Origin of the sequence: Methyloligella halotolerans, from assembly GCF_001708935.1 — a bacterium.
Taxonomy (GTDB): Bacteria; Pseudomonadota; Alphaproteobacteria; order Rhizobiales; family Methyloligellaceae; genus Methyloligella; species Methyloligella halotolerans.
This window is the reverse complement of record NZ_MASI01000006.1, coordinates 78746-102040: the sequence shown is the minus strand read 5'-3', so window position 1 is coordinate 102040 and position 23295 is coordinate 78746. Positions and strand designations below refer to the sequence as shown.

21 protein-coding genes are annotated in these 23295 nt (G+C 63.4%); 15 read left to right on the top strand and 6 right to left on the bottom strand.

The genetic code is table 11. The features are described 5' to 3' along the window. From A7A08_RS11520 to A7A08_RS11490, 6 genes are all read left to right on the top strand, one after another. Positions 1-1044 (top strand): vWA domain-containing protein, encoded by a 1044-nt coding sequence (locus A7A08_RS11520; RefSeq protein ID WP_069095626.1) that lies wholly within the window; start codon positions 1-3, stop codon positions 1042-1044. Continuing rightward, positions 1044-1685 carry a hypothetical protein gene (locus A7A08_RS11515; RefSeq protein ID WP_083226705.1) on the top strand — a complete coding sequence of 214 codons (642 nt, stop codon included), beginning with the start codon at positions 1044-1046 and terminating at the stop codon, positions 1683-1685. The genes A7A08_RS11520 and A7A08_RS11515 overlap by 1 nt, the downstream gene beginning before the upstream one ends. Further along, the gene (locus A7A08_RS11510) at positions 1682-2722 is read left to right on the top strand and encodes a vWA domain-containing protein (protein ID WP_069095625.1); all 1041 of its coding nucleotides are present in this window, start codon (positions 1682-1684) and stop codon (positions 2720-2722) included. Before A7A08_RS11515 ends, A7A08_RS11510 begins: the two co-directional genes overlap by 4 nt. Next, a complete protein-coding gene (locus tag A7A08_RS11505) occupies positions 2713-3237 on the top strand; it encodes an SRPBCC family protein (RefSeq protein WP_069095624.1) in 525 nt (174 codons plus the stop codon). Before A7A08_RS11510 ends, A7A08_RS11505 begins: the two co-directional genes overlap by 10 nt. A 400-nt stretch (positions 3238-3637) precedes the next feature. Next, entirely contained in the window at positions 3638-4249 is a 612-nt protein-coding gene (locus A7A08_RS11495) for a YncE family protein (RefSeq protein WP_083226703.1), read from the top strand. A gap of 217 nt (positions 4250-4466) precedes the next feature. After that, entirely contained in the window at positions 4467-5732 is a 1266-nt protein-coding gene (locus A7A08_RS11490; RefSeq protein ID WP_069095621.1) for an ABC transporter substrate-binding protein, read from the top strand. A 177-nt stretch (positions 5733-5909) separates the two neighbouring features. On the opposite strand, the gene A7A08_RS11485 is transcribed toward A7A08_RS11490, so the two are convergent. After that, positions 5910-6209 (bottom strand): hypothetical protein, encoded by a 300-nt coding sequence (locus A7A08_RS11485; protein ID WP_141693974.1) that lies wholly within the window; start codon positions 6207-6209, stop codon positions 5910-5912. Positions 6210-6848: 639 nt separating this feature from the next. Between A7A08_RS11485 and A7A08_RS11480 the strand changes: the two genes are divergently transcribed. From A7A08_RS11480 to A7A08_RS11445, 9 genes are all read left to right on the top strand, one after another. Next, entirely contained in the window at positions 6849-8294 is a 1446-nt protein-coding gene (locus A7A08_RS11480; RefSeq protein WP_141693973.1) for an ATP-binding protein, read from the top strand. Next, positions 8291-8950 carry a response regulator transcription factor gene (locus tag A7A08_RS11475; protein ID WP_069095618.1) on the top strand — a complete coding sequence of 220 codons (660 nt, stop codon included), beginning with the start codon at positions 8291-8293 and terminating at the stop codon, positions 8948-8950. Before A7A08_RS11480 ends, A7A08_RS11475 begins: the two co-directional genes overlap by 4 nt. A gap of 624 nt (positions 8951-9574) precedes the next feature. Then, on the top strand, positions 9575-9748 hold the full coding sequence (locus tag A7A08_RS16925; protein WP_245290910.1) for a hypothetical protein: 174 nt from the start codon (positions 9575-9577) through the stop codon (positions 9746-9748). Between the two features lie 35 nt (positions 9749-9783). Continuing rightward, entirely contained in the window at positions 9784-11496 is a 1713-nt protein-coding gene (locus A7A08_RS11470) for a PQQ-dependent dehydrogenase, methanol/ethanol family (protein ID WP_245290909.1), read from the top strand. Positions 11497-11691: 195 nt separating this feature from the next. Further along, positions 11692-12330 (top strand): hypothetical protein, encoded by a 639-nt coding sequence (locus A7A08_RS11465; RefSeq protein WP_141693972.1) that lies wholly within the window; start codon positions 11692-11694, stop codon positions 12328-12330. Next, positions 12327-13517: an ankyrin repeat domain-containing protein gene (locus tag A7A08_RS11460; protein ID WP_069095616.1), complete on the top strand. Its 1191-nt coding sequence runs from the start codon at positions 12327-12329 to the stop codon at positions 13515-13517. The genes A7A08_RS11465 and A7A08_RS11460 overlap by 4 nt, the downstream gene beginning before the upstream one ends. Before the next feature lie 734 nt (positions 13518-14251). Then, positions 14252-14776 carry a c-type cytochrome gene (locus A7A08_RS11455; RefSeq protein ID WP_245290908.1) on the top strand — a complete coding sequence of 175 codons (525 nt, stop codon included), beginning with the start codon at positions 14252-14254 and terminating at the stop codon, positions 14774-14776. Positions 14777-14806: 30 nt separating this feature from the next. Further along, positions 14807-16180: an ABC transporter substrate-binding protein gene (locus A7A08_RS11450; RefSeq protein ID WP_245290907.1), complete on the top strand. Its 1374-nt coding sequence runs from the start codon at positions 14807-14809 to the stop codon at positions 16178-16180. A gap of 81 nt (positions 16181-16261) precedes the next feature. Then, positions 16262-17281 carry a PQQ-dependent catabolism-associated beta-propeller protein gene (locus A7A08_RS11445; RefSeq protein ID WP_069095720.1) on the top strand — a complete coding sequence of 340 codons (1020 nt, stop codon included), beginning with the start codon at positions 16262-16264 and terminating at the stop codon, positions 17279-17281. Positions 17282-17312: 31 nt separating this feature from the next. Here the strand turns inward: A7A08_RS11445 and modC are convergent, their stop codons facing one another. The 5 genes from modC to fdhF form a co-directional block, all read right to left on the bottom strand. Continuing rightward, a complete protein-coding gene (gene modC / locus A7A08_RS11440) occupies positions 17313-18416 on the bottom strand; it encodes a molybdenum ABC transporter ATP-binding protein (protein ID WP_069095615.1) in 1104 nt (367 codons plus the stop codon). Further along, positions 18413-19108 (bottom strand): molybdate ABC transporter permease subunit, encoded by a 696-nt coding sequence (gene modB, locus A7A08_RS11435; protein ID WP_069095614.1) that lies wholly within the window; start codon positions 19106-19108, stop codon positions 18413-18415. The genes modC and modB overlap by 4 nt, the downstream gene beginning before the upstream one ends. 203 nt (positions 19109-19311) lie before the next feature. Beyond that, positions 19312-19605, bottom strand: a complete 294-nt coding sequence (locus A7A08_RS11430) for a formate dehydrogenase subunit delta (RefSeq protein WP_069095613.1) — start codon at positions 19603-19605, stop codon at positions 19312-19314. Continuing rightward, positions 19595-20422, bottom strand: a complete 828-nt coding sequence (fdhD, locus tag A7A08_RS11425; protein ID WP_069095719.1) for a formate dehydrogenase accessory sulfurtransferase FdhD — start codon at positions 20420-20422, stop codon at positions 19595-19597. The genes A7A08_RS11430 and fdhD overlap by 11 nt, the downstream gene beginning before the upstream one ends. A 16-nt stretch (positions 20423-20438) precedes the next feature. Continuing rightward, a complete protein-coding gene (gene fdhF, locus A7A08_RS11420; RefSeq protein ID WP_069095612.1) occupies positions 20439-23291 on the bottom strand; it encodes a formate dehydrogenase subunit alpha in 2853 nt (950 codons plus the stop codon). Positions 23292-23295 lie beyond the last annotated feature (4 nt).

Genomic DNA, 23295 nt, shown 5'->3' with positions numbered 1-23295 from the left:
ATGGATCTCGCCTTCGCAAATCCGTCCCTCCTATGGTTGCTTCCCTTGGCGCTTCTGCCCTTCCTGTTCGGCGCCCAGACCGCCGAAAGCTATCCCTCGCTCCGCGTGATCGATCGCGATCCGGTCTCCACGGCAATCGGATTCGGCTTGCGCCTTATCGGCGCCATCGCCATTGCCGCGTTGATCTTGGGCCTCGCCGGACTCCACAGGCTCGGCCAAAGCATCGAACGCCTGGGGGAGGGTGCTCAAATCATGCTGCTTTTCGACCGCTCCTCCAGCATGGACAACACCTTCGCCGGCAGCGTGCCCACCGGAGAAGAGTTCTCCAAATCCACCGCCGCCAAGACCTTGCTGAAGGACTTCGTCAGGAAGCGCGATCACGACCGGATCGGCGTCGCCGCCTTCTCCACCTCGCCGATGTTCGTGCTGCCGCTCTCCGATCATAAATCGGCGACCCTCGCCGCCATCGATGCCATCGACCTGCCGGGCCTCGCCTATACGGACGTCGCCCGCGGTCTCGCCATGGCGCTGTCGATGCACGAGGAGGACATCGAGAGCAATGTCGACAATATCGGCGGCAGTCGCGCCATCGTGCTGGTGTCCGACGGTGCGGCGGTGATCGACCGCGAGGTGCAAGAGCAGCTTCGCGCCGCCTTCACCAAGCGCCCGGTGAATCTCTACTGGATATTCCTGCGCACCGAGGGCCATAGCGGCCCGTTCGACGAGCCGGGGCCAAAAGACCAGGACACGGCCTACGCCATGCCCGAGCGCCACCTGCACCTCTTCTTCAAGAGCCTGAACATTCCCTACCAGGCTTTCGAGGCAGAGAACCCCGCCGCCGTTGAGGAGGCGACCGTCGCCATCGACCGGCTGGAGCGCGGACCCATCCGCTATTCGGAGCGCATCCCCCAGAAGGACCTTTCCGGCCTCGCCTACGGGGTGGCCGCCTTCGCGATGCTCCTGCTGCTTCTCGCAAAGCTCGCCGAGACGCGGCTCGCCGCGCCGAACGCCTCCGCACGCCACGTCTATGGAGGACGAAGCTGATGGCTCAGACCGACCGCACCCGACACGCGCCGGCCGCCGATGATCATGCGGACGACTCGCTCTTCGCCCAATGGATGCCGGCCTATGGCGCCATGCGCGGTCTGCTGCTTTGGCTGCTGCTCGTCGGCAGCGTCGCGGCATGCCTCTACACCGGATGGCTCTGGCTGACGGTCCGCCAGACCAATGCCGAGATCGCGTCGCTGCTGGCGGGACGAAACGTGGAAATCGATCTTACCGAGGCGCCCTCGCGCCTGCTCGCAGCGCGCGGCTACTACGTGCTGACCCGCGACCGCATGCCGGACGCGCAGGCCATTCTCGATCAGGCGAGTTTCCGCGCCGACGATCCGGACCGCGCCGACCTTCTGTTCAACATGGCAAATGCGCGGATGCGTGCCGCCTACGATTTTATCGACCGGGGCAGCTTCGCCAAGGCGATCTCCCTGGTGAATCTCGCCAAGGATGAATATCGCCGCGCCCTCCAGCTTCAGCCGGAGGCATGGGATGCGAAGTTCAACCTCGCCGTGGCCATGCGCCTGGTGCGCGACCTGCCGCAGGCCGAAGCCCCCGCTGACGATGAGGGCGAGAAGCCCGAGACGCGGCTCTGGATGGAGTTGCCCGGCGTGCCTCGAGGTGCCCCATGAAATGGCTCGCCGGGCGTCCTGCGTTTCGCGATCTACGCTTCTGGCTCGTCGCCCTGGCGCTCGCGGTGCTGCTCGCCGGATTGCTCCTGCCCAGGATCAGGCTCACCCGCGAAGCCTATGATGTCATGACTTTTGTCGACATCACCATGAGCATGAACACCCGCGATGTGTCCCTCGCAGGCAAAACGGTCAGCCGCCTGGAAGCCGTCGAGACCATCCTGCCGGAATTCGTCGCCGGCCTCCCGTGCCAGTCCCGCTTCGGTCTCGGCATCTTCGCCGAGCGCCGGGTCTTCGTGCTCTTCGATCCCATGGAGGTCTGCGAGAACTTCTCCTCCATCGATGCCGCCATCGAAAGCATCGACTGGCGCATGGCCTGGGACGCGGACAGCTACATCACCAAGGGCGTCCACCGCGCCATCGACCTGGCCGGCCGTCTCGATGCGAGCCTGATGTTCATGACCGACGGGCACGAGGCGCCGCCGCTGCCCTATACCGGCATGGATCCGTTCGAGGGAAAGCCCGGCGAGGTGAAAGGCCTTCTCGTCGGCGTCGGCGGGCGCGAGCTCACCCCCATCCCGAAATTCGACGATAAGGGCAACGAGGTCGGCGTCTACGGCCCCGACGACGTGCTTCAGGAATCCCGCTTCGGCATGGCCCCGCCCACCGCCAAGGAGCGGCCGGGCTATCACCCCCGCAACAATCCCTTCGGCGACATGAAGGAAGGGAACGAGCATCTCGGCCAACTCAAGGAAGAGCATCTCAAGGCTATCGCCGCTCAGACCGGGCTTGCCTATGCCGAGATGACCAGCGCCGGCCGCCTCGTTTCGGACGTCGAGCGCGCCGCGCAGCCCCGGGAGGTCGTCGTCGCCACCGATATCCGGCCGTATCCGGCAAGCCTCGCGCTTCTTTTGCTCGTCCTTCTCTACGGCGCGGTTCCGCTGAAGGAGAGGGTCTTTCGCAAAGCCCCGGCCTCGAACGGCCACACCTCCAACCTCTTCGCCAAGATCAAAATGAAAGAAGGATTCGCATGCTTGTAAGAAACCTCGTTCTCGGCGCCGCGGCGCTGCTTCTCATGTCCGTGTCGCCTGCGCTGGCCCATGGCCCGACCCCCAAGAAGGCGGAGCAGACCATCGTGATCGATGCCCCGCCGGAGAAGGTCTGGGCCATCGCCAAGGAGTTCGGCGGCATGGCGGACTGGCATCCCATGGTGGAGACGGTGGAGACCGCCGACGGCACCCGCACCGTCACCCTCAAGGACGGCGGAAAGCTGGTCGACAGCCTCGACGACAGTTCCGACGAGGAGATGAGCTACTCCTATCGTCTCGATACGCCGGACATCGAGCACTTCCCGGTCAGCTTCTATTCCGCGACCCTGGACGTGAACCCGGCCGATGGCGGCAGCGAGGTAAGCTGGATCGGACGCTTTTACCGCGCCGACACCGGAAACTTCCCATCCGAGTCTCAGAATGACGAGGCTGCTATTGCAGCCATGGACGAGTTCCTTAAAACCGGGCTCGAAGGGTTGAAGGCGAAAGTCGAAGGGGGCGAGTAGGCGCCATGGCGACCACCGGCATCCAGGGGCTGATCAGGATCGGCGCAGTCGTTGTCTGTCTGTTCGGCCTGAGCGGCAGTGCCACGGCGCGCCAGGCGGACGGCGCCCACCCGCTGCTCTACGTCACCAATCAGGATGCCGGGACCGTCTCCGTGGTCGACACGATGTCCGACCGCGTTGTTTCGACCCTCGACGTGGCCCCGGGGCCGGCGGTCATCGCGGCCGCCCCCGACGGCAAGCGCCTCTTCATCACCCATCCCGATGAGGGCAAGATCACGGTGCTGGAAGGCGCGGACCTTCGCTCCTCCCGCATCTGCGAGGTGAAGGGCGAGCCTTCGGGATCGCGGCCACGGATGACGGGCGGCTCTATGTCACTGATTGGAGCCGCAACCTGGTCACGGTGCTCGATGCCGGCACCTGCCGGAAGGAAGCCGAGATCCGCACCGGGAAGTCGCCAGCCCATCTCGTCGCACCGGCCCGTGGCGGCCGGATTTTCGTCGCCAACCGGGAAGGGGACAGCGTCAGCGTCATCGATACGGAACGGCTCTCGGTGATCGCCACGGTCGCCGTGGGGAAATCGCCCTTCGCGCTCGCCGCGTCGCCGAAGGGCGACCGGCTCTATGTGGCCAATGTGAAGAGCGCCGACGTCACGGTGATCAACACCACAGGCCTGCAGGAGCTCGGCACGGTACGGACTGGCAAGATGCCTTATGGGGTCGCCGTCACGCCGGACGGAACCAGGGCACTCGTCGCCAACCAGCAATCCGGCACCGTCGATTATCTGGATGGAGAGATCCTCGAGGTCGTGCAGCGGGTCACCGTCGGCCGCTACCCGGAGAGCGTGGCCATCCTGCCGGACGGCCGGAAGGCCTACATCATCAACTGGTTCTCCGGCGACATCTCGGTGCTCAACACCGAGACGGGCGAGGAATTCACCCGCATCGACATCGGCGACGGCGCCAGAAGCCTTGCGGTGATCGCGCCGGAAAACCCCGCCGCACCGACAAACTGACAAATCTTGCGCCTGCGCCGTCGGGACAAATCGGCAAGCCTCGCGAGAAGAGTTCGCCTCCGGGTTTGGAAAGCGTCACCCCGGCCGCTTCCGCTACCCTCGCAGCCTCCAGATGCGGCGAGGCGGCGGCCCAGCATCCGCCGTCTCGCTGCGGCGGCGCAACGGGAAGCCATGCTCCGGCGCCGCCCCACGATCCCGAGGATAGAAGGCGATTCCGATGCTCAAGATGCGCTCCTTCGGCCGCGCGGCGGCCCTCGCTCTCGCGGCAGGGTTGATCGCTGCCGCGCCTTCCGGCGACCAGGCGGGAAAGCCTGCAACATCCGGCGAAGGCGGCGCCAGACCCGGCAACGAATACGCCATCACCTATCTCACCAAAGATTACGATGAGCCGATCCCGCTCTCCCTGCTCGACAAGGAGATCGAGGACCAGGGCGTTGCCGGTGCGCGCGTCGCCATCGAAGAGAACAACCGGACCGGCGGCTTTCTCGGCCAGCATTTCAGCCTGGAGGAGGTGAAGCTGCCGCGCGATGCCGATATCGCGGCGGAGGCGAAGCCGCTGCTCGCCGCAGGGCAGGATCTCATCGTGGCGGATCTCGAACCGGACGATCTCCTCGCCCTGTCCGATATTCCGGGGGCGAACAATGCGCTGATCCTCAACATCCGCTCCAGCGACGACGACCTGCGCCAGAAATCCTGCCGGCATAACGTCTTCCACATCATGCCGAGCAACGCCATGCGGGCCGACGCACTGGCCCAGTATCTGGTCTGGAAGAACTGGGACAAATGGTTCCTGCTGAAGGGCACCGCGCCCTCCGATATCGCCTACGCCAAGGCGGTGAAGCGGGCAGCGCGTCGCTTCGGCGGCAAGATTGTCGAGGAGCGCGCCTACAAGTTCGAGGCGGGAAACAAGCGGGCCGATTCCGGCCACCAGCAGATCCAGACCCAGATGCCCGCCGCCACCCAGGCGGCCCCCGAGCATGACGTGGTCTGGGTCGCCGACACCGTGGAAGGGTTCGGCGAATATCTGCCCTATCGCGTGTACGACCCGCGGCCTGTCGTCGGAACCCAGGGTCTCACGGCGACGGCCTGGCATCGCGCCTATGAGGAGTTCGCCGGCAGCCAGCTGCAGAACCGCTTCGAGCGGGCCGAGAACCGCTATATGACCGAGCGGGATTATGCCGGCTGGCTCGCCGTCCGGGCGATCGGAGAGGCGGCTCTGCGGTCACACAAGACCAGCGCGCCAGAGTTGCGCGATTACTTCCTGTCGGACGATTTCACGGTGGCGGGGTTCAAGGGGAAGGGGCTCTCCTTCCGCCCCTGGAACAACCAGCTCCGCCAGCCCCTGCTGATCGCCGCGCCGCGGGCTCTGGTGTCGACCTCTCCCCAGGAAGGTTTCCTCCATCCCCGCCACGTGACCGATACACTGGGCTATGACGAGCCTGAGTCGAAATGCGAGATGGATACCCTGGCCGGCCGGATGTAGCGGCACAGGCAAGCCATTCGGAGCGAGCGGGTAGGGCGATCGCGGCAGGATATCGACAGGCTGCGGCCCGAACGAAAAGAGGCCGCCCCCGCATCAATCATCGGAGCGGGGAACGGCCTCTGAAGTCATTGGAAGCGGATTGCGGCTTGTTTCAAGCCGCCCGCGAATAGCGACGTGCTACTCGGCGTCCGTGCCATCCTTCGGCTTGATCCAGCCCTTGCTGCAGCCGGCCTTGAATTCGTCCGAAGAGATATCGCCGCTGCCGTCGGTGTCGACCATCTCATAATTCACGACGAAATCGACGGCCTTGTCCTTCGACAGGGTGTCGCCATCGCGCTCGGTCATGTCCCAAACAGCCTGGCACTGATCGGAATCCAGCACCTTGCCAGGACGGCCGGACGGGTCGCCATCATCGGCGGCCAGGGCCACGCCGCTGCTGAGCATGAGGGCCGTTACTGCAATCATCGCTACTTTCATGGGGTCTCCTCCTATAAGCCGTAATCCCGCTGCCGTGAGCAGAATTACCCGGTCAACATTGCCGGTTGCACCCGGGACACTGCACGCGCAGACGTAAAAAATCGCCGAAAATCCAAATGGAAATGCCGCTTATTTGAGCTTTTTCTTATGTGGGCATCGAAACGCGATGGGTCGCCACCTCGGCGATATGGGTGGAGACATCGCGAGTGCATCCCCTTCGTGAGATGCAAACTCTTCCCTGCCAATGACTGAGGAACCCTTAGAGTTCCATCGGCCCGGCAGGTCGATTGGCCCATCCATTGCGAACCGCGGATAGCCCATTATCGGCTTTCGCGGGCTTTTCAGTGCGCCTGAAGCGCCCGATGTCGTGACATGGCGCCATTTCAGGACCGGGAACATTTGGCAACGAGTTTGGCAAACCTCCCATTGCCTTTTTCCGCCCATAGGTCTTCCAGTGTACGGAAGGCACGATCTTTCTGCCCCAAGGTTTGCGGGGCTGAAGATTAAGCATAATCCCGTCTCTGGCAGCGCTCTTGCCCGAGGCTCTACTAGTAAAAGTTACCCCGGCGAGAGGGAAACGCGGAGCCCTTGGCGGCGAGGCTTGGAAACCCCTGGTTGTGAAGGACACGGAGAAGCGTGTTGCAGCGGTTCTGGCAGAGAGTTTGGTACGACCGCCCGGTGCGGACCCAGCTCCTGGTGGCTGTCGGCGTGATCAATCTGATCGCGGCGCTGATCGCCGGTGCCGTGTCCATTTTAAATACCCGCACCGCCACCAAGGTGGAGATCGGCGCCTCCCTGGATGTCGCCCAGCGCCTGGTCGCCGCCACGGTGCGCGATCTGGCCGCCCAGGGCCGTCTCGGCGAGCTTCGCGACCAGCTACCCGTCCAGCTCAAGCATCTGCGCCACGTGCGCATCATGTTTATCGATTCCATGGGCCATTTCACCGAGGTCGCGCCTCAGGACAGTCGTGGCCTGACCCCCGAGGAAAGCCGGGCGCCCGAATGGTACGCCGAGCTGGTGCGCCCGCGCCTTGTCGACCGGGCCGTTCGCGTCGTTACGACCGACAGCATGAACCCCGTGATCATCGTCGGCGAGCCCGCGGACGAGATTGCCGAGGCCTGGTCGGACTTTTCCGCCCTCGTGATGATCTGGCTGGGCCTGGAGCTTCTGATCCTCGGTCTGCTCTATTTCGTGCTGGGCCGCCTCCTGAAGCCTCTGGCCAATCTCGCCCACGGCATGGCCAATCTCGAAAGCGGCGACTATGCCACCCGCCTGCCCCTGCCGAAGGTACGTGAGCTTGCGGTGATCACCCATAGTTTCAATACTTTGGCCGGCGCTCTGGATGTCGCCCAGGAAGAGAACTCGAATCTCTACCGACAGCTGATCTCCGTGCAGGAGAGCGAGCGCCGGGAAATTGCCAACGAGTTGCACGACGAGGCGGGGCCTTGCCTGTTCGGCATCACCGCCAACGCGTCGTCCCTCAAGCGCATGAAAGGCCCGGACCAGAAATCGACCAAGGAGATCGAGCGCCGGGCCGGGGAGATCCTCTCCATTACCGAGCGCCTCAAGCAGCTGAACCGCGGTCTCATCAAGCGTCTGCGGCCGGGGCCGCTCGGCCAGGTGAAGTTGTCGGACCTTCTGGAGGAGCTCATCGCGAGCCATCAGCGCAGCCACCCGGACACCGACATCAACGCCAATATCGGCGAGCTGGCACCGAGCTATGGCGAGCAGACCGACCTCACAATCTATCGCTGCATCCAGGAAGGCGTCACCAACGCCATCCGCCATGGCCATGCGGAGCGCATTTTCATCGATCTCGGAGAGGGGCAGGGCAAGCCCGAGGGGGACATCCCCGGGAGGCCGCTTCTCCGCCTCAGCCTGCGTGACAACGGGGAGGGGATTCCGCCCGCCACCCCGAAGGGCTTCGGGCTGACCACCATGAACGAACGGGTCCGCGCTCTCGACGGCACCTGCGAGATCTCGAGCAGCCGGACCCGGGGCACCCGGCTGCTGATCGAAATTCCGCTGCAAGCGGAGCCTGAAACAAAAGCGAAAACATCTGAGCTCGTTGGAGGACTGTCGTGACACGCGTGCTTATCATCGATGACCATCCCATCGTCCTGCAGGGCTGCCGGCAGCTGCTGGAGGATTCCGGCGTCTCGGAGATCACCCAGGCTCAGAGTCTCGCGGACGGCTTCCGCCTCTACCGCAACCAGAAGCCCGACGTGCTCATCGTGGATCTGGCCATGCGCACGGGCGCCCTGGGAGGCCTGTCCTTCATCCGCCGGCTTCGCCTGCACGACACCACCACGCCGATTCTCGTCTTCACCATGCATTCTGACCCCGTGATCGTCAGCCGCGCCCTGGAAGTCGGCGCCACGGGCTACGTGCTGAAGGACACATCCTCGGAAGAGGTGCTGAAGGCCTTCCAGAAAGTGCGGGAGAACAAGCCGTATATCAGCCACGACCTCGCCTCCGAGGTCGCCTTCATGGAGGCGCGCGGCACCTCGAACCCGTTGAAGAAGATGACCGTGCGCGAGCTCCAGACCCTGGCCTTGGTGGCCGAAGGCAAGCCCTACGGCGTCATCGCCGAACAGCTCCATGTCAGCTACAAGACCGTCGCCAACACCTGCACCCAGCTGAAGGCGAAGCTTGGGGTACGCACCCTGGCGGAGCTGATGAGGATCGCCATCCAGCACATGCCGTCAAGCTCAGCCAAGCCGCCCAAGGCCTGGTCCTGAGGCGAGGCAGCCGCCGCGCTCCAGGTCCTGTGAGTCGCGGCGGGTTGCAATCGGTTGATCGGCTACCCCAATCGACCGATTGCAAACTTTGGCAATCTTGTCGGGAAGTTATCCGCACCGCGTCATCGCCTGTGACAGGCTCGCTGCCACCTTTTGGGTATCACCTAAAAGCAAGATGATTCAGATGCTTGCGCCTTTCGTGCCGGCTCTGAGGCACATTTGTTCGAGTCCGTAATATGTTGCGGCGCAATAGGAAATTGTCCCGAAAGGGGTGCGACCGAACGGCACTTTTCACTTGCAAACAGGATACATTTGGCAATGATGAGGGGGCAGCTTGCCAATGAGCGTTGCGTCCAATTTCCACTTTTCAATTGGACAAATTTGCTCTGCGGCGGAAAGCTGCAGTCCTCGTGAGGTGTCACAAAGTGGTGTCGTCGTCAGCGGGCCCAAGAAAAAATTGGCGCGTTCGATCAGATAAGCGCTTTCGGGCAACCTCAGCCAATTCTCGGAACTCGGTCGGGCCTGGTTCCCCCGTAAGGGCATAAGCCAAAAAGGGCCCTCAGGCCGGCCACAGCGAACTCAGCATTATCTCTGAACTGAGTAGCTTAGGGAGAGGAGACAGAGATGAAGTACGGAAAATATGGTCTGGTGCTGGGAGGCGTCGTCGCGATGATGGTCGCCTTCACAGGTCAGGCTATGGCAGTCGATACCGATGCCGAGCAGCTTGAGCGGATGAAGGATCCCGATCAGTGGCCTGCCCCTGGTCGTGACTTTTCTCTCACCCGCACAGTGAGCTGAGCGACATCAGCACTGACAACGTCGACAACCTCCAGATGATCTGGAACCAGTCGACCGGTGCTCTTCGCGGTCACGAAGGTCAGCCCCTCGTGATCAAGGACGTTGGCGGCAAGACGATGATGTTCTTCATCAGCGGTTGCCCGTCGATGGCCAATTGTAACGTTGTCCAGGCTCTCGATCTGACCGATCCGGATCACCCCAAGCAGGTCTGGCACTACGTCAAGACGACGGACCGTGACGAATCCGCTATCCCGCGGGCTTGCTGCGACACCGTCAACCGTGGCGGTTCCTACGCCGACGGCAAATTCGTCTATGGCACCCTGGACGGCTGGCTGATCGCGCTTGACGCACAGACCGGTAAGGAAGTCTGGGTCGTCAAGAGCGCCTGGCCCGAGCGTGGTGAGACCATCACCCCGGCTCCGTTGATTGCCGACGGTAAGGTGCTCATCGGCTTCGGTGGCGACGAGTTCGCTGCTCGCGGTCGTATGACTGCTTACAATCTTGAGGATGGTAAGCAGGCTTGGCTCTGCCACTCGACGGGTACGGACGAGCAGGTTTGCCTTGATGAGAACACCAACAAGGACAACCCGCAGTACGGCCTGGCCGGCAAGGACCTCGGCGTCAAGACGTTCCCGGGCGATGACTACAAGCTCGGTGGCGGCGCTGCCTGGGGTTGGTACTCCTACGATCCGGACCTGAAGCTGGTCTACTACTCCACCGGTAACCCCGGTCTGTGGAGCCCCCAGTATCGTTGCCCGGACAAGAGCCACGAAGAGTGCAACGCCACGAACCCGGACGAGCTGGGTGAAGGCGTCGGCAAGTTCGACAACAAGTGGTCGATGACCATCTTTGCTCGCAAGGTCGAGGACGGAACGGCTGTCTGGGCTTACCAGATGACCCCGTTCGACCAGTGGGACTATGACGGCATCAACGAGAACTTCCTCACCACGATGAAAATCGATGGTAAGGACGTGAAGGCTCTCACCCACTTCGACCGTAACGGCTTTGCCTACGTTCTGGATCGCACGAACGGTGACCTGCTTCAGGCTCACAAGTATGTGACCACGAACTGGGCTGAGAAGATCGACCTGAAGACCGGTCGTCCGATCAAGGTCCGCGAGCATTCTCCGCTCGAGGTTGGCCGTAACGTTCAGGCTTGCCCGTCGGCTATGGGTGGTAAGGACCAGCAGCCTGGTTCTGTCGACCCGAAAGAGCCGAACATCTTCTACATGCCCACCAACAACTGGTGCATGGAGCTCGAGCCGCAGGAGCGCACGCACACGAACCAGGGCACTGTCTATGTGTTCGCGAACGTGTACATGTATCCTGAGAAGCCTGGCGTGACTGGCAAGATCAAGAAGTTCGACGTTCTGTCGGGCGAGACTGTCTGGGAGATTCCGGACCAGTATCCGAACTGGAGCGGCACCATGGTCACCGACGGTGGTCTGATGTTCTACGGTTCGCTGGGCGGTGACTTCCGCGCTGTCAACCGTGACTCCGGCGAGATCGCCTGGAGCCGCAAGCTGGGTTCCGGCATCATCGGCAACCCGATCACCTACAAGGTGGACGGCAAGCAGTACGTGTCGGTCTTCTCCGGTATCGGCGGCTGGATCGGCCTGCCCGTCACCGCTGGTCTGGACCTGAACGACAAGTTCGGTGCCATCGGTGCCACGGCCATGACCAAGGCAGCCAACCTGGACAAGATCCCCCAGGGCGGTTCGCTCAATACCTTCCGCGTCTTCGAGTAATCGAAAGCACGCTTTAGGTTCAGGCGCCCGATGTCCTTGTGGCATCGGGCGCCACTTCTTATTTAAGCCTTATGTTGATCGGTGAGCCCCGCGCGAGCGTAGAAGCCACAGCGCGGGATTTCTGCCGGACCGTCTTCTGAGCATCTCATAGGACCCTCGCGGCAGGCTCGCCCAACGGCAGTGAGTGAGCATCCTATGGCCTTAAGACGATCGCACGCCTTCCTCTTCGCCAGCGCTTTGTGTGTGAGCGCCCTTGCATCTCAGCAGGCGGCCGCCCAAGAGCCCCTGGCGCGTCAGCTCGACAAGACCTACGAAGAGCTCAGCCCGGCTGAGAAGATCGCGACCCGGGCCGCCGCCAAGGCCGCCTACAAGGATAAGCGGCTCAAGCAGCTCCACGTTTGCGCCGATCCGGGCAACATGCCTTTGTCGAGCATCAACGAGGACGGCTTCCAGAATAAGATCGTCGACATCCTCGGTAAGGCGCTCGGCGCAAAGATCACCTATCACTGGCGCCCGTTCATCGAGCGCGGCCTCACCCGCGAGACCTTCAGTCAGCGCATGTGCGATGTCATGCTCGACATCCCCGCCGACTATGACCGTCTGCTGACCACCGATCCCCTGTATCGCTCGACCTATGTGCTCGTCTGGCCGACCAAAGAGAATCTCGAAATCTCGGGGCTCGACGATCCCAAGCTCAAGGACCTCAAGATTGGCGTGTTCCAGACCTCCGCGCTCCGTCAGGCCTTCAACAAGCGCGGAATCTACAAGAACGTCGTCAAGCAGACCCAGAGCCATGACGGCGATCTCGTTCCCGAGCATCAGCCTGGTACGTGATCCAGCGTGCCATCGACGGCGAAGTCGATGTTGCCGGCGTCTGGGGACCCTTCGCCGGTTGGGTCAAGACCATCAAGGGCGAGGACGTCCAGATCAAACCCGTCAATCTGGACGATGACACGGTTCCGCTCGAGTTTTCCCTGGCGCTCGGTGTCCGGGAGACCGACGTGCTCCTGAAATACATGCTCGATTTCGCCCTCGACGATAAGAAGGGGGAGATCGAGCAGGTGCTGCGGGATTACGGCGTGCCGCTCGTCCAGTGCAGCAAGTGCTATATCGCGGGCGATCTCCCGTCCCACGGCACCTACACGGCGATCCCCCAATCCGAGTTCAAGGCCCATCCGGAGCTTGCCTCGGACGACCAGCGCGTCACCAAGGAGAAGCTCGAGAAGTGGCTCGCCGACGGAGCGGATCCGACCCAGGAGCTGTTCAACGCAGTCACTGCCAACGATCCCGACCGCATCCGCTTTCTGGTTGAGCAGGGCGCCAAGATCGACGCCTTCAACAATCAGGGGAGCGCGCCGATCCACATGGCGGCAAGCTCGAAGAGCCCCGAAACCGTCGAGCTCCTGCTTGAGCTCGGTGCGAATCCGGACGAGCCGGACGATGTCGGCATGACGCCGCTTCTCTACGCCATCCTTCGCGACGACGTGAAGTCCGCCAAGGCCTTGATCGACGGTGGTGCAGACCTCAACAAGAAGAGCGCTGAGGGCTATACGCCTCTGGCGCTGGCCATCGAGGAGCAACGGTATGAGGCGGCCAAATTGCTGCTCGACGCCGGTGCTGAGATCGATACGGCCGTCGGAGACGAAGAGCTGACGCCGCTGATGATCGTTTCGGCCAAGCAGCGGGCGGCTGAGGGCGCCATGTTCCTTCCCGGCAGCACGCGGCCGATCGATCTGGCCCGCGAGCTGATCAAGAAGGGCGCCGACGTGAACGCCAAGTCGAGCGCGGGCACCACACCGCTGATGATTGCGGCCGCCCGGGATAACGCTCCCGTCATCGGCCTCCTGCTGAATTCCGGCGCCGATATCGACGCGGAAAACAGCTCGGGCCAGACGGCCCTGGACGTGGCCAAGCTCAACGACGCCCAGGCGGCCGAGCAGGCGATCACCGTGCTGGGCCGGGCGCTTAACCAGAAGCGCGCCCAGAGCGATACCAAGGATGAGGGAACGGCGAAGCAATAGCTTGCTGGCGGGAGTCCCGCATTCGAACAGGCAGTCTCGGCAAAGGCCGCGCCCATCGGGCGCGGCCTTTCTTTTGAGATGATCGAAAGTTTCTCAAAGAAAAACGCCGTCCGTCGGACGATCCCGCGAGATGCCTTCACGAAGAAATGAAGTCGCCGTGAGACCCAGCCGCTGTCACGAAAGATATGCGGGTGTAGAGATGTCCGGCCCACGCGGGCCGCTTCCGGATAATCGGTCAGAAGGTCGCAGGCAAAAGCCTCGCGATCTAGGCTATGAGAGGCATGTCAACTCGGGTTCATCTCGTTTGAACCCCTCGCGGAGGCTTGCATGCCCCATGATACTTCAAGCCTATCGGCCGATTTGCGGGGATTTTTCCCACCCGTGCGGCTTTGGGCCGTGCCGGAAGCGCCGGCGGGAGACATGGAAAATTCCGGGCCGATGGCTCGCCGGCAAGGATTGGGCCGCGCCGGGGCATGGCGGGATGACGGCCCGGTCGAGGGCTTGACCACGGTGTCTGCGCCTGGCTTCCCCGTCCTGAAAAATGTAGAAAGAGTAACCGTTTCGTACGGTTTCCCGCCATTCTACAGGAGGTTAGCCTTTCGGGGTGGGGCGGCCATATGGTATGGATCGTCCAGGTCGTCTTTCCTGGTTGGCCGGGAAAGGTTTGGCGGATATGGGAAACTCTCCCGGGCCGTCTAACAACAACGAACTAGACCAGATGAGGAAACGTGACTGTGCGCAAATTGATTATCGGTTTCGCCGCCCTGGCGATCTGTCTGCTGGGCGTGGCAAGTGTGAATATGGAGTCGTGGGCCGCCGGTGCCGACTGGACCATGTCGCCGGTGAAAGCCGTCGAGCGGTATAAGGACAAAGGCTCCCTCCACAGCCCCTACGACAAGGACTACGAGAAGGTCGCCGACGAAGGCCATAAGATCTACATGGGCCTGAGCTGCAACGGCTGCCATGGCGGCGGCGGTGGCGGCGGCATGTGCCCGCCTCTGACCAACTCCGTCTGGGTTTACGGCAAGGACGACGACACCCTGTTCCGCCTCGTGACACTGGGAAGTCAGGCTCTGCAGGACCAGTACGGCATGAAGCGTGTCGGTTCCGAGAACGTGGTTGGCCCGATGCCGGCCATGGGTCCGTCCATCAAGACCTCCGATGATCTTTGGAAGATCATCGCGTGGATCCGGAGCGTCAACCCGTCCTCCGTGCCGGGTGGCAAGTCCAACGTTCCGCCTCCGCCCACTTTCGACTAGTGGCAACTGCCTGATTGTGGGTCTCGCAGCATGCTGAGTTCGTACAATCGCAAGACGTTTGGGATCGCCAAGCACGGCCTGTGCTTGGCGATCTTTCTCGCCCTGAGCGGTCCTGCTCCAGTGTCCGCCCAGGACCAGGATACCGCCGCGCCGGCCCGGGCCAATCAGCTTCCCGACCCGTCCACCCTTCAGAAGGGCAAGGGGATCGAAGCCGAAGGCATGGATCCCAAGCAGCAGGCGGAGAAGGCTGCAGAGGCGAAGAAGGCCAAGCAGGCCGAGAAGAACTACGAGATCGTCTATCTCGGCAAGAAATACGCCGAGCCGCCGCCCCTCACCATCGCCGAACCCATCATCACCGATAAGGGCATCCAGGGCGCGCGCGTCGGCATCGACGACACCAACCGTACCGGACGCTTCACGGGCCAGCATTTCGAGCTGACCGAAGCCATCGTTCCGAACGATGGGGACGTCGTGGCCAAGGCCAAGGAAGTCCTGAAGGGTGGCGACAAGCTGATCATCGCCGATCTGGAGGCCGACGACCTTTTGAAGGTCGCCGATCTGCCGGAGGCCAAGGGCTCGGTCATCCTCAATGTGCGAGACAGCGCCGATCGCCTGCGCCAGAAGGACTGCCGGTTCAACACCCTCCACATCATCCCGAGCTGGGCCATGCGTGCCGACGCGCTCGGCCAGTACCTTATCCTGAAGCAGTGGCCCCGCTGGTTTCTCATCAAGGGCAAGGCCCCCGAGGACGAGCAATTCGCCAAAGCCACCGAGCGGACGGCGAAGCGCTATGGCGGCAAGATCGTTGAAGACCGCGTCTACCAGTTCGACACGGGCTCCCGGCGTCTCGATTCCGGCCATCAGCAGGTGCAGAGCCAGATGCCCATCGCCACTCAGGGCGCCGGCAACTACGACGTGATCTGGGTCTCCGATACCCAGGACGGTTTTGGCGAGTACCTGCTGTTCCGAAGCTACGATCCCAAGCCCGTTGTGGGCACCCAGGGTCTGCGGCCCGTGGCCTGGGACGATGCCTATACGGAGTATGGCGGCATGGCCTTCCAGCGCGCCGTCAACGACAAGGCGGACCGCAACGCGGTGGAGCGCGATTATACCGCCTGGCTGGCGGTCCGTGCCATCGGCGAGGCGGCCGTGCGCTCGGGCAAGACCAGCGTGAAGGATCTGCGCGACGTCATGCTGAGCGACGATTACAAGGTCGCCGGCTACAAGGGCGAGGCGATGAATTTCCGCTCCTGGAACCACCAGCTCCGCCAGCCGATCCTGCTGGCCGGCGGCCGCACCGTGGTCACCATCTCGCCCCAGGAAGGTTTCCTGCACCCGAAATACCTGACCGACACTCTTGGATACGACGAGCGCGAATCCCTATGTGAGTTCGACCAGAACTAGGGTTCCGCACGTATCTCGGGTATCAACTGGAACAACGTCGAAAAAGAATATCCGGAAAAGGACATCCGTAAGGGAGTGGAGATGAAACGCCTGATCACCGCAGCCGCTGCTGCCGCCCTATCGCTTGGCGTCGTGACGCCGGCTCTCGCAACGACCATTTTCGTTTCCAACGAAAAGGACAACACGGTCACCGTGGTCGATGCCGAGACTCTGAAGCCCATCGCGACCGTACCGACCCACCGCCGTCCCCGCGGCATCATCAAGAATCCGAAGAACGACGAGCTCTACGTGGCAGCCGGCGATGGCGACACGATCGATGTGATCGACGTCAAGTCGCTGAAGATCATCCACACCCTGAATTCCGGTCCGGATCCGGAGCTTATGGCCACCGATTCCTCGGGCAAGATCCTCTATATCGCCAACGAGGACGACTCGCTCGCCACCATCATGGACACCGAAACCGGCGAGGTGCTGGCCGAGGTTCCCGTAGGCGTGGAGCCTGAAGGCGTGGGCGTGAGCCCCGACGACAAATACACGGTCATCACCTCCGAAAGCACGTCGATGGCTCACGTCATCGACAATGCGACCAACGAGCTGATCGCCAACGTCCTCGTGGACACGCGTCCCCGCGAGGCCAAGTTCACCGACGACGGCAAGGAGGTCTGGGTCTCCTCGGAGGTCGGCGGCACCATCTCGGTGATCGACACATCCGACTGGACGATCAAGCACGTCATCCGCTTCGAGGTGGAGGGCGTACGCCCCGAGCTGCTCCAGCCCGTGGGCATGGATTTCGTGAAGGGCGGCAAGAAGATGTACGTGCTTCTGGGCCCGGCCAACCGCGTCGCCGTGGTGGATACCAAGACCTATGAGGTCGAGGACTATATCCTTGTGGGCCAGCGCCCCTGGCATGGAGAGCTGTCGCCCGACGGAAAGACCTATTACGTCGCCAACGGTCTGACCAACGATCTCACCGTCATCGACGTCGCGAGCCAGAAGCCGGTGAAGTCCGTGCCTGTCGGCCGGTTGCCCTGGGGCGTTGCCGTCTGGGATGGCAAGCCCACCGAAGAGGCTCTGAAGGCGAATCCGCCCCAGACCAAGTGATCGGAAAGAGCGGAAGCGGCCGCGCGCCGCTTCAACGGCTCTCGGAGCCTGGGAAAGCGCCCGTGGCCGCCGGATCGAAGGCGATCGACTTCACGATCCCATAGACCTTGCGGCCCGGCGCGAGCTTCAGCGCATCCACTGAATAACGGGTGAGGCGTGCGACCAGCGTCGCCTCTCCGCACGCGATGGTGATTTCTACGATTGCCCCGTGGGCGGTGCCGATCTCCTTCACCACCCCCGGCAGAACGTTGAGGGCGCTCAGCCCTTCCGGCCGCCGTGTGGCGATCATCACATCCCGCGCGCGGATCAAAGCACGGACCGGGGTTCCCTCGTTCTGAGCCAGGAGGGGAACGCGAAGCTCCCCCGCCTGCGTGCGCAAGGTCGTGAGCCCCACCGCCTCGTCATGCTTTGCGACAACTCCGTCCAGCACCGCCGCGGTGTCCCGCTCTTCCGCGAGGCCGAGATCGAGCCGGCTGAGCATGTCCTGGGCGCCGCCTTGACCGGTGACCCGGCCGTCTTCGACGAGCACCAGCGTGGTCGCGAGACGCGCGACCTCGGCCACGGAATGGCTGACATAGACGATCGGAACGCCCGCCTCGTCACGCAGCCGCTCCAGATAGGGCATCACCTCCTGCTTGCGCGCTTCGTCGAGAGAGGCGAGGGGCTCGTCCAGGAGCAGGAGGCGCGGATGGGCGAGGAGTGCCCGCCCGATGGCGACGCGCTGCTTCTCGCCCCCCGAAAGCGCCGTCACGCCACGCTGCAGCAGAGGCTCCAGGCCGAGCAGGGCACAGACCTCCTCCAAACCGGTCCGCGTCTCTCCACGGGCGAAGTATCGCCCATAGAGCAGGTTCTGCCGGACGCTGAGATGAGGAAATAGCCGCGCATCCTGGAAGACGTAGCCGATCCGCCTCTTATGGGGCGGAAGGCGGATCCCCTGCGCCGTATCGCTCAGGACCGCGCCGTCCACGACCACCCGTTCATGAGGCAGCCGCCGTAACCCGGCGATGATGTTGACGATGGTCGTCTTGCCGGCTCCGGAGCGGCCGAACAGAGCAGTCAGCCGCCCGTCGCTTCGGAAGGCCGCATCGAGCGCAAGATCGCCGATCCGGCCCCTTGCTTCGAAGTCGATGCTCATGGGGCTTTCACCCGCCGTCCGACCGCCCGCGCAACGACCTCGGAAAGCAGCAATGCGGTGATGGAGATCGCAGCGGAGATAAGCGTCAGGCGCAGCGCCGCTGCGTCGCCCCCGGGGACCTGGGTGAGCGTATAGATCAGCGTCGGAAGCGTCTGGGTCTCGCCCGGAATGTTGGAGACGAAGGTAATGGTTGCGCCGAATTCGCCCATGGCCCGGGCGAAGCACAGTATGGCGCCGGCGATGATGCCGGGCGCGATCAGCGGAAGGGTCACGGTGAGAAAGGCGAAGAGACGGTTGGCGCCCAGCGTGCCGGCGGCTTCCTCCAGCCCCCGGTCCATGGCCTCGGCGGAGAGCTGGATGGCGCGCACCATGAGGGGGAAGCCCATCACGCCGGCGGCGAGTGCAGCGCCGGTCCAGCGGAAGGCGAAGATCAGTCCCAGATTGTCGGCGAGCCAGGACCCGAGAGGCCCTTGCCGCCCGAACAGCAGCAGGAGCGCATAGCCGGTCACCACCGGCGGAAGCACGAGCGGCAGCAGCACCAGCGCGCCCAGCAGGAGACGGCCGGGGAACCGGCATCGGGACAGCAGCAGAGCGACAAGGACGGCAAGAGGCAGCGCCACGAGGGTGGCCCAGCTCGCCACCTTCAGGCTCAAGCCGATCGCGGTCAGCTCTTGAGGCGTGAGATCGAGCACGGCGGCACTCTATAGGATCGGCGGCGAAAAAACTGTCGTCCCGTCGTGGGCCTCATGGGGTGAGACCCTCGCTGCCCCCGGCGTCACCATGGAAAGGCGTCGGGCACAGTTCTGATCCTCGCTAGGAGCGCGCCATCGCCTTTAGATCGCCAAGCGATAGGATAGACGAGATGCCCCCTTCTCCAAGGACGAAGACCGGAGTGCTAGTTCGCGTCTTCGCGTCCGCCGCTCGGATCGCATTTCGCCGTGGTCGGAAGATATTCCGGGTCCTTGTGCTCGTCGCGCAGCAACTCGATGGCTTTCAGCGCGGGGCCCTCAAGGCCTTCGCCGCCGGTCTTGTCGAGATGCTCGATGATCTGCCGCCGCATGCGCGGATCCCAGAAAAGGCGCAGATGATCGGCGATCTCCTCGGCGGCATCCGCGTCGCGCTGATACTTGAAATAGTCTTTGATCTGGTTCGTCATGTAGACGAGGCGATCGACATGGCTATGCGACATCGCTTGTACGTTCCCCTTGGACGCGGTCCCGATGGGTGAACACCTCGAAACCGTCTTTTCTTGCAATCGCTATGAGGGTAATGCCCGCCGCTTCCGCCATGCGGATGGCGAGAGCCGTCGGAGCTGAAACGGCGGCGATGACCGGGGCGCCGATCGCGGCAGCCTTCTGCACCATCTCCACCGAAACCCGGCTGGTGAGCACGACGATACCGTCGGCCGCGTCGCGTCCCTGACGGAGCAGCGCGCCCGCAAGCTTGTCGAGCGCATTATGCCGCCCGACATCCTCGCGGACCGGCCCGATGCCGTCCTGAGCGCTCCAGAACCCGGCCGCATGCACGGCGCGCGTCTCGTGATTGAGGGTCTGATGCGGGCTCATCGCCTCCACGGCCTGCATGATCTGCTCGAAACTGTAGATGCGGCCCTTTCCGACGCGGGGAGGGGCCTTCAGCGCTTCCGTGAGGCTCTCGATGCCGCAGAGTCCGCAGCCCGTGGGCCCCACATGGCTGCGCCGGCGCTCGGCAAACCCGGTACCGGCGTCCGCGTGGAGCCACATGCGAAGCTCGATCGCCGGAATGCCGTCGACCGTGTCTTCGACCACTTCGAGTTGTTTGATGGCGTCCGGCTGAGCCACCCCTTCGGTGAAGCTCAAGCCGTACGCGAAATCCTCAAGGTCGGAGGGGGTCGCCATCATCACCGCATAGGTGGCGGTGTCGTAGGTGAAGGCGACAGCGGTTTCCTCGGGCACAGCGCGGGCTCCTTCGGAGGAGCCCGCCTGCCGCCAAACGCTGCGAGGAACCCTTGCGACCGGGGAGGCCACTTTCGAGGCCACTTGCCTACTCCGCTGCAATGACCTCAGGAGTGCCGGCGATCCGCCGCGATTTGCGGGTGAACTCGTCGTACTCCTCCTGCCACTCGCTCGGCCCATTGGACGGCATGACCTGCACCGCGGTCACCTTGTACTCGGGGCAGTTCGTCGCCCAATCAGAGAAGTCCGTGGTGACCACATTGGCCTGGGTCTTGGGGTGGTGGAAGGTCGTGTAGACCACGCCCGGAGCCATCCGCTCGGAGATCTTGGCCCGAAGCGTCGTGCCGCCGGAACGGCTCTGCAGCTTCACCCAGTCGAGATCGCGGATGCCGCGCTGCTCGGCGTCGTGCGGATGGATCTCCAGCACGTCCTCCTCATGCCATTCGGAGTTCGCCGTGCGGCGCGTCTGTGCGCCCACATTGTACTGGCTGAGGATACGGCCGGTCGTGAGCAGAAGCGGGAAGCGGGGGCCGCTCTTCTCGTCCGTCGGCACGTATTCCGTGATGACGAACTTGCCCTTGCCGCGCACGAACTCGTCCACATGCATGACCGGCGTGCCTTCCGGAGCCATCTCGTTGCAAGGCCACTGGATGGAGCCTTCCTTGTCCAGCTTGTCAAAGCTGACGCCCTCGAAGGTCGGGGTCAGAGCAGCGATCTCGTCCATGATCTCGGACGGGTGGCTGTAGTTCATGGGATAGCCCAGCGCGTTGGCGAGCAGTTGGGTGATCTCCCAATCCTCATAACCGTTCTTCGGCGCGATCACCTTGCGCACCGGCTGGATGCGCCGCTCCGCGTTGGTGAAGGTGCCGTTCTTCTCCAGGAACGTGGAGCCCGGCAGGAAGACATGGGCGTAGTTCGCCGTCTCGATCAGGAAGAGATCCTGCACGATGAGGCACTCGAGGGACGAAAGGCCGGCCACCATGTGCTTGGTGTCGGGGTCGGACTGAAGAATGTCCTCGCCCTGGACGTAGAGGCCCTTGAAGGTGCCCTCGACGGCCGCGTCCATCATGTTCGGAATGCGCAGGCCCGGCTCGTTGTCGACTGGACGTCCCCAAAGCTCCTCGAACAGCTCACGCACCTGGTCGTTCGACACGTGGCGATAGCCGGGAAGCTCGTGCGGGAAGGAGCCCATATCGCAGGAGCCCTGCACGTTGTTCTGGCCGCGCAGCGGGTTCACGCCCACGCCTTCGCGGCCGATATTGCCGGTGGCCATGGCGAGGTTGGCGATGGCCATCACCGTGGTGGAGCCCTGGCTGTGCTCCGTCACGCCCAGACCGTAGTAGATCGCGGCATTGCCGCCCGTCGCATAGAGGCGGGCCGCGCCGCGCAAGGTTTCTGCCGGGACGCCGGTATACTGCTCCATGTTCTCAGGGCTGTTGCGGTCCTCGGCCACGAAGCTGGCCCACTCCTGGAAGTCGTCCCAGTCGCAGCGCTCGCGGACGAAGCTCTCGTTCACCAGCCCCTCGGTCACGACCACATGGGCCATGGAGGTGAGCAGGGCGACGTTCGTGCCCGGCGTCAGCTGCAGGTGATGGTCGGCCTTCACGTGAGGCGACTCGACAAGATCGATCTTGCGCGGATCGGCGACGATCAGCTTGGCGCCATCGCGCAGGCGCTTCTTCATGCGCGAGCCGAACACCGGATGGCCGTCCGTCGGGTTGGCGCCGATCACCATGATCACGTCGGTATATTCGACCGAATCGAAATCCTGGGTGCCGGCAGAGGTGCCGAACGTGGTCTTTAGGCCGTAGCCGGTCGGCGAATGGCAGACACGGGCGCAGGTATCGACATTGTTGTTGCCGAAGGCCGCGCGCACCAGCTTCTGGACCAGGTAGGTCTCTTCGTTGGTGCAGCGGGAAGACGTAATGCCGCCCACGGCGCCCTTGCCGTACTTCTCCTGGATGCCCTTGAACTTGTTGGCGGCAAACTCGATCGCCTCCTCCCAGGAACACTCCTGCCAGGGATCGGTGACCTTTTCGCGGATCATCGGCTTGGTGATGCGGTCCTTATGGCTCGCATAGCCCCAGGCGAACCGGCCCTTCACGCAGGAATGCCCGCGGTTGGCCTTGCCGTCCTTATAGGGGAGCATACGAACGACTTCCTCGCCGCGCATCTCGGCCTTGAAGGCGCAGCCCACGCCGCAATAGGCGCAGGTGGTGACAACGGAATGCTCCGGCGTGCCGATGTCGATGACCGACTTCTCGTTGAGGGTCGCCGTCGGACAGGCCTGCACGCAGGCGCCGCAGGAGACGCACTCCGAATCCATGAAGGCCTCTTCCATGCTGGCCGAAACCCGGCTGTCGAAGCCGCGGCCCGCGATGGTGAGCGCGAACGTGCCCTGAACCTCCTCGCAGGCCCGCACGCAGCGCGAGCAGACGATGCACTTGGCAGGCTCGTAGGTGAAATAGGGGTTGGATTCGTCGACACCCGAATTGGGGTGCTTCTTGCCGTCGTAGCCGTAGCGGACGTCACGCAGGCCGACCGCGCCGGCCTGGTCCTGCAGCTCGCAATCGCCGTTGGCGGAGCACGTCAGGCAATCCAGCGGATGCTCGGAGATGTAGAGCTCCATCACGCCCTTGCGGAGGCGCTTCAGGCGGTCCGTCTGGGTATGGACGACCATGCCCGGCCCGACTTCGGTGGTGCAGGAGGCAGGCGTTCCCGCCTTGCCTTCGATCTCCACCAGACAGAGCCGGCAGGAGCCGAAGGAATCCAGCATGTCGGTGGCGCAGAGCTTGGGGATCTCGGTTCCCATCTCCATCGCCGCGCGCATGATGGAGGTGCCTGCCGGCACCGATACCTCGACGCCGTCGATCGTCAGCGTCACCATCTCTTCCGATTTCGAGCGGGGGGTGCCGTAATCGGTTTCCTGAATCAGCGACATGTGT

Coding starts and splice junctions, on each gene's coding strand:
- A7A08_RS11520 (WP_069095626.1), top strand. CDS start 1: ATGGATCTCGCCTTCGCAAATCCGTCCCTCCTATGGTTGCTTCCCTTG.
- A7A08_RS11515 (WP_083226705.1), top strand. CDS start 1,044: ATGGCTCAGACCGACCGCACCCGACACGCGCCGGCCGCCGATGATCAT.
- A7A08_RS11510 (WP_069095625.1), top strand. CDS start 1,682: ATGAAATGGCTCGCCGGGCGTCCTGCGTTTCGCGATCTACGCTTCTGG.
- A7A08_RS11505 (WP_069095624.1), top strand. CDS start 2,713: ATGCTTGTAAGAAACCTCGTTCTCGGCGCCGCGGCGCTGCTTCTCATG.
- A7A08_RS11490 (WP_069095621.1), top strand. CDS start 4,467: ATGCTCAAGATGCGCTCCTTCGGCCGCGCGGCGGCCCTCGCTCTCGCG.
- A7A08_RS11485 (WP_141693974.1), bottom strand. CDS start 6,209: ATGAAAGTAGCGATGATTGCAGTAACGGCCCTCATGCTCAGCAGCGGC.
- A7A08_RS16925 (WP_245290910.1), top strand. CDS start 9,575: ATGAAGTACGGAAAATATGGTCTGGTGCTGGGAGGCGTCGTCGCGATG.
- A7A08_RS11470 (WP_245290909.1), top strand. CDS start 9,784: ATGATCTGGAACCAGTCGACCGGTGCTCTTCGCGGTCACGAAGGTCAG.
- A7A08_RS11465 (WP_141693972.1), top strand. CDS start 11,692: ATGGCCTTAAGACGATCGCACGCCTTCCTCTTCGCCAGCGCTTTGTGT.
- A7A08_RS11450 (WP_245290907.1), top strand. CDS start 14,807: ATGCTGAGTTCGTACAATCGCAAGACGTTTGGGATCGCCAAGCACGGC.
- A7A08_RS11445 (WP_069095720.1), top strand. CDS start 16,262: ATGAAACGCCTGATCACCGCAGCCGCTGCTGCCGCCCTATCGCTTGGC.
- modC (WP_069095615.1), bottom strand. CDS start 18,416: ATGAGCATCGACTTCGAAGCAAGGGGCCGGATCGGCGATCTTGCGCTC.
- A7A08_RS11430 (WP_069095613.1), bottom strand. CDS start 19,605: ATGTCGCATAGCCATGTCGATCGCCTCGTCTACATGACGAACCAGATC.
- fdhF (WP_069095612.1), bottom strand. CDS start 23,291: ATGTCGCTGATTCAGGAAACCGATTACGGCACCCCCCGCTCGAAATCG.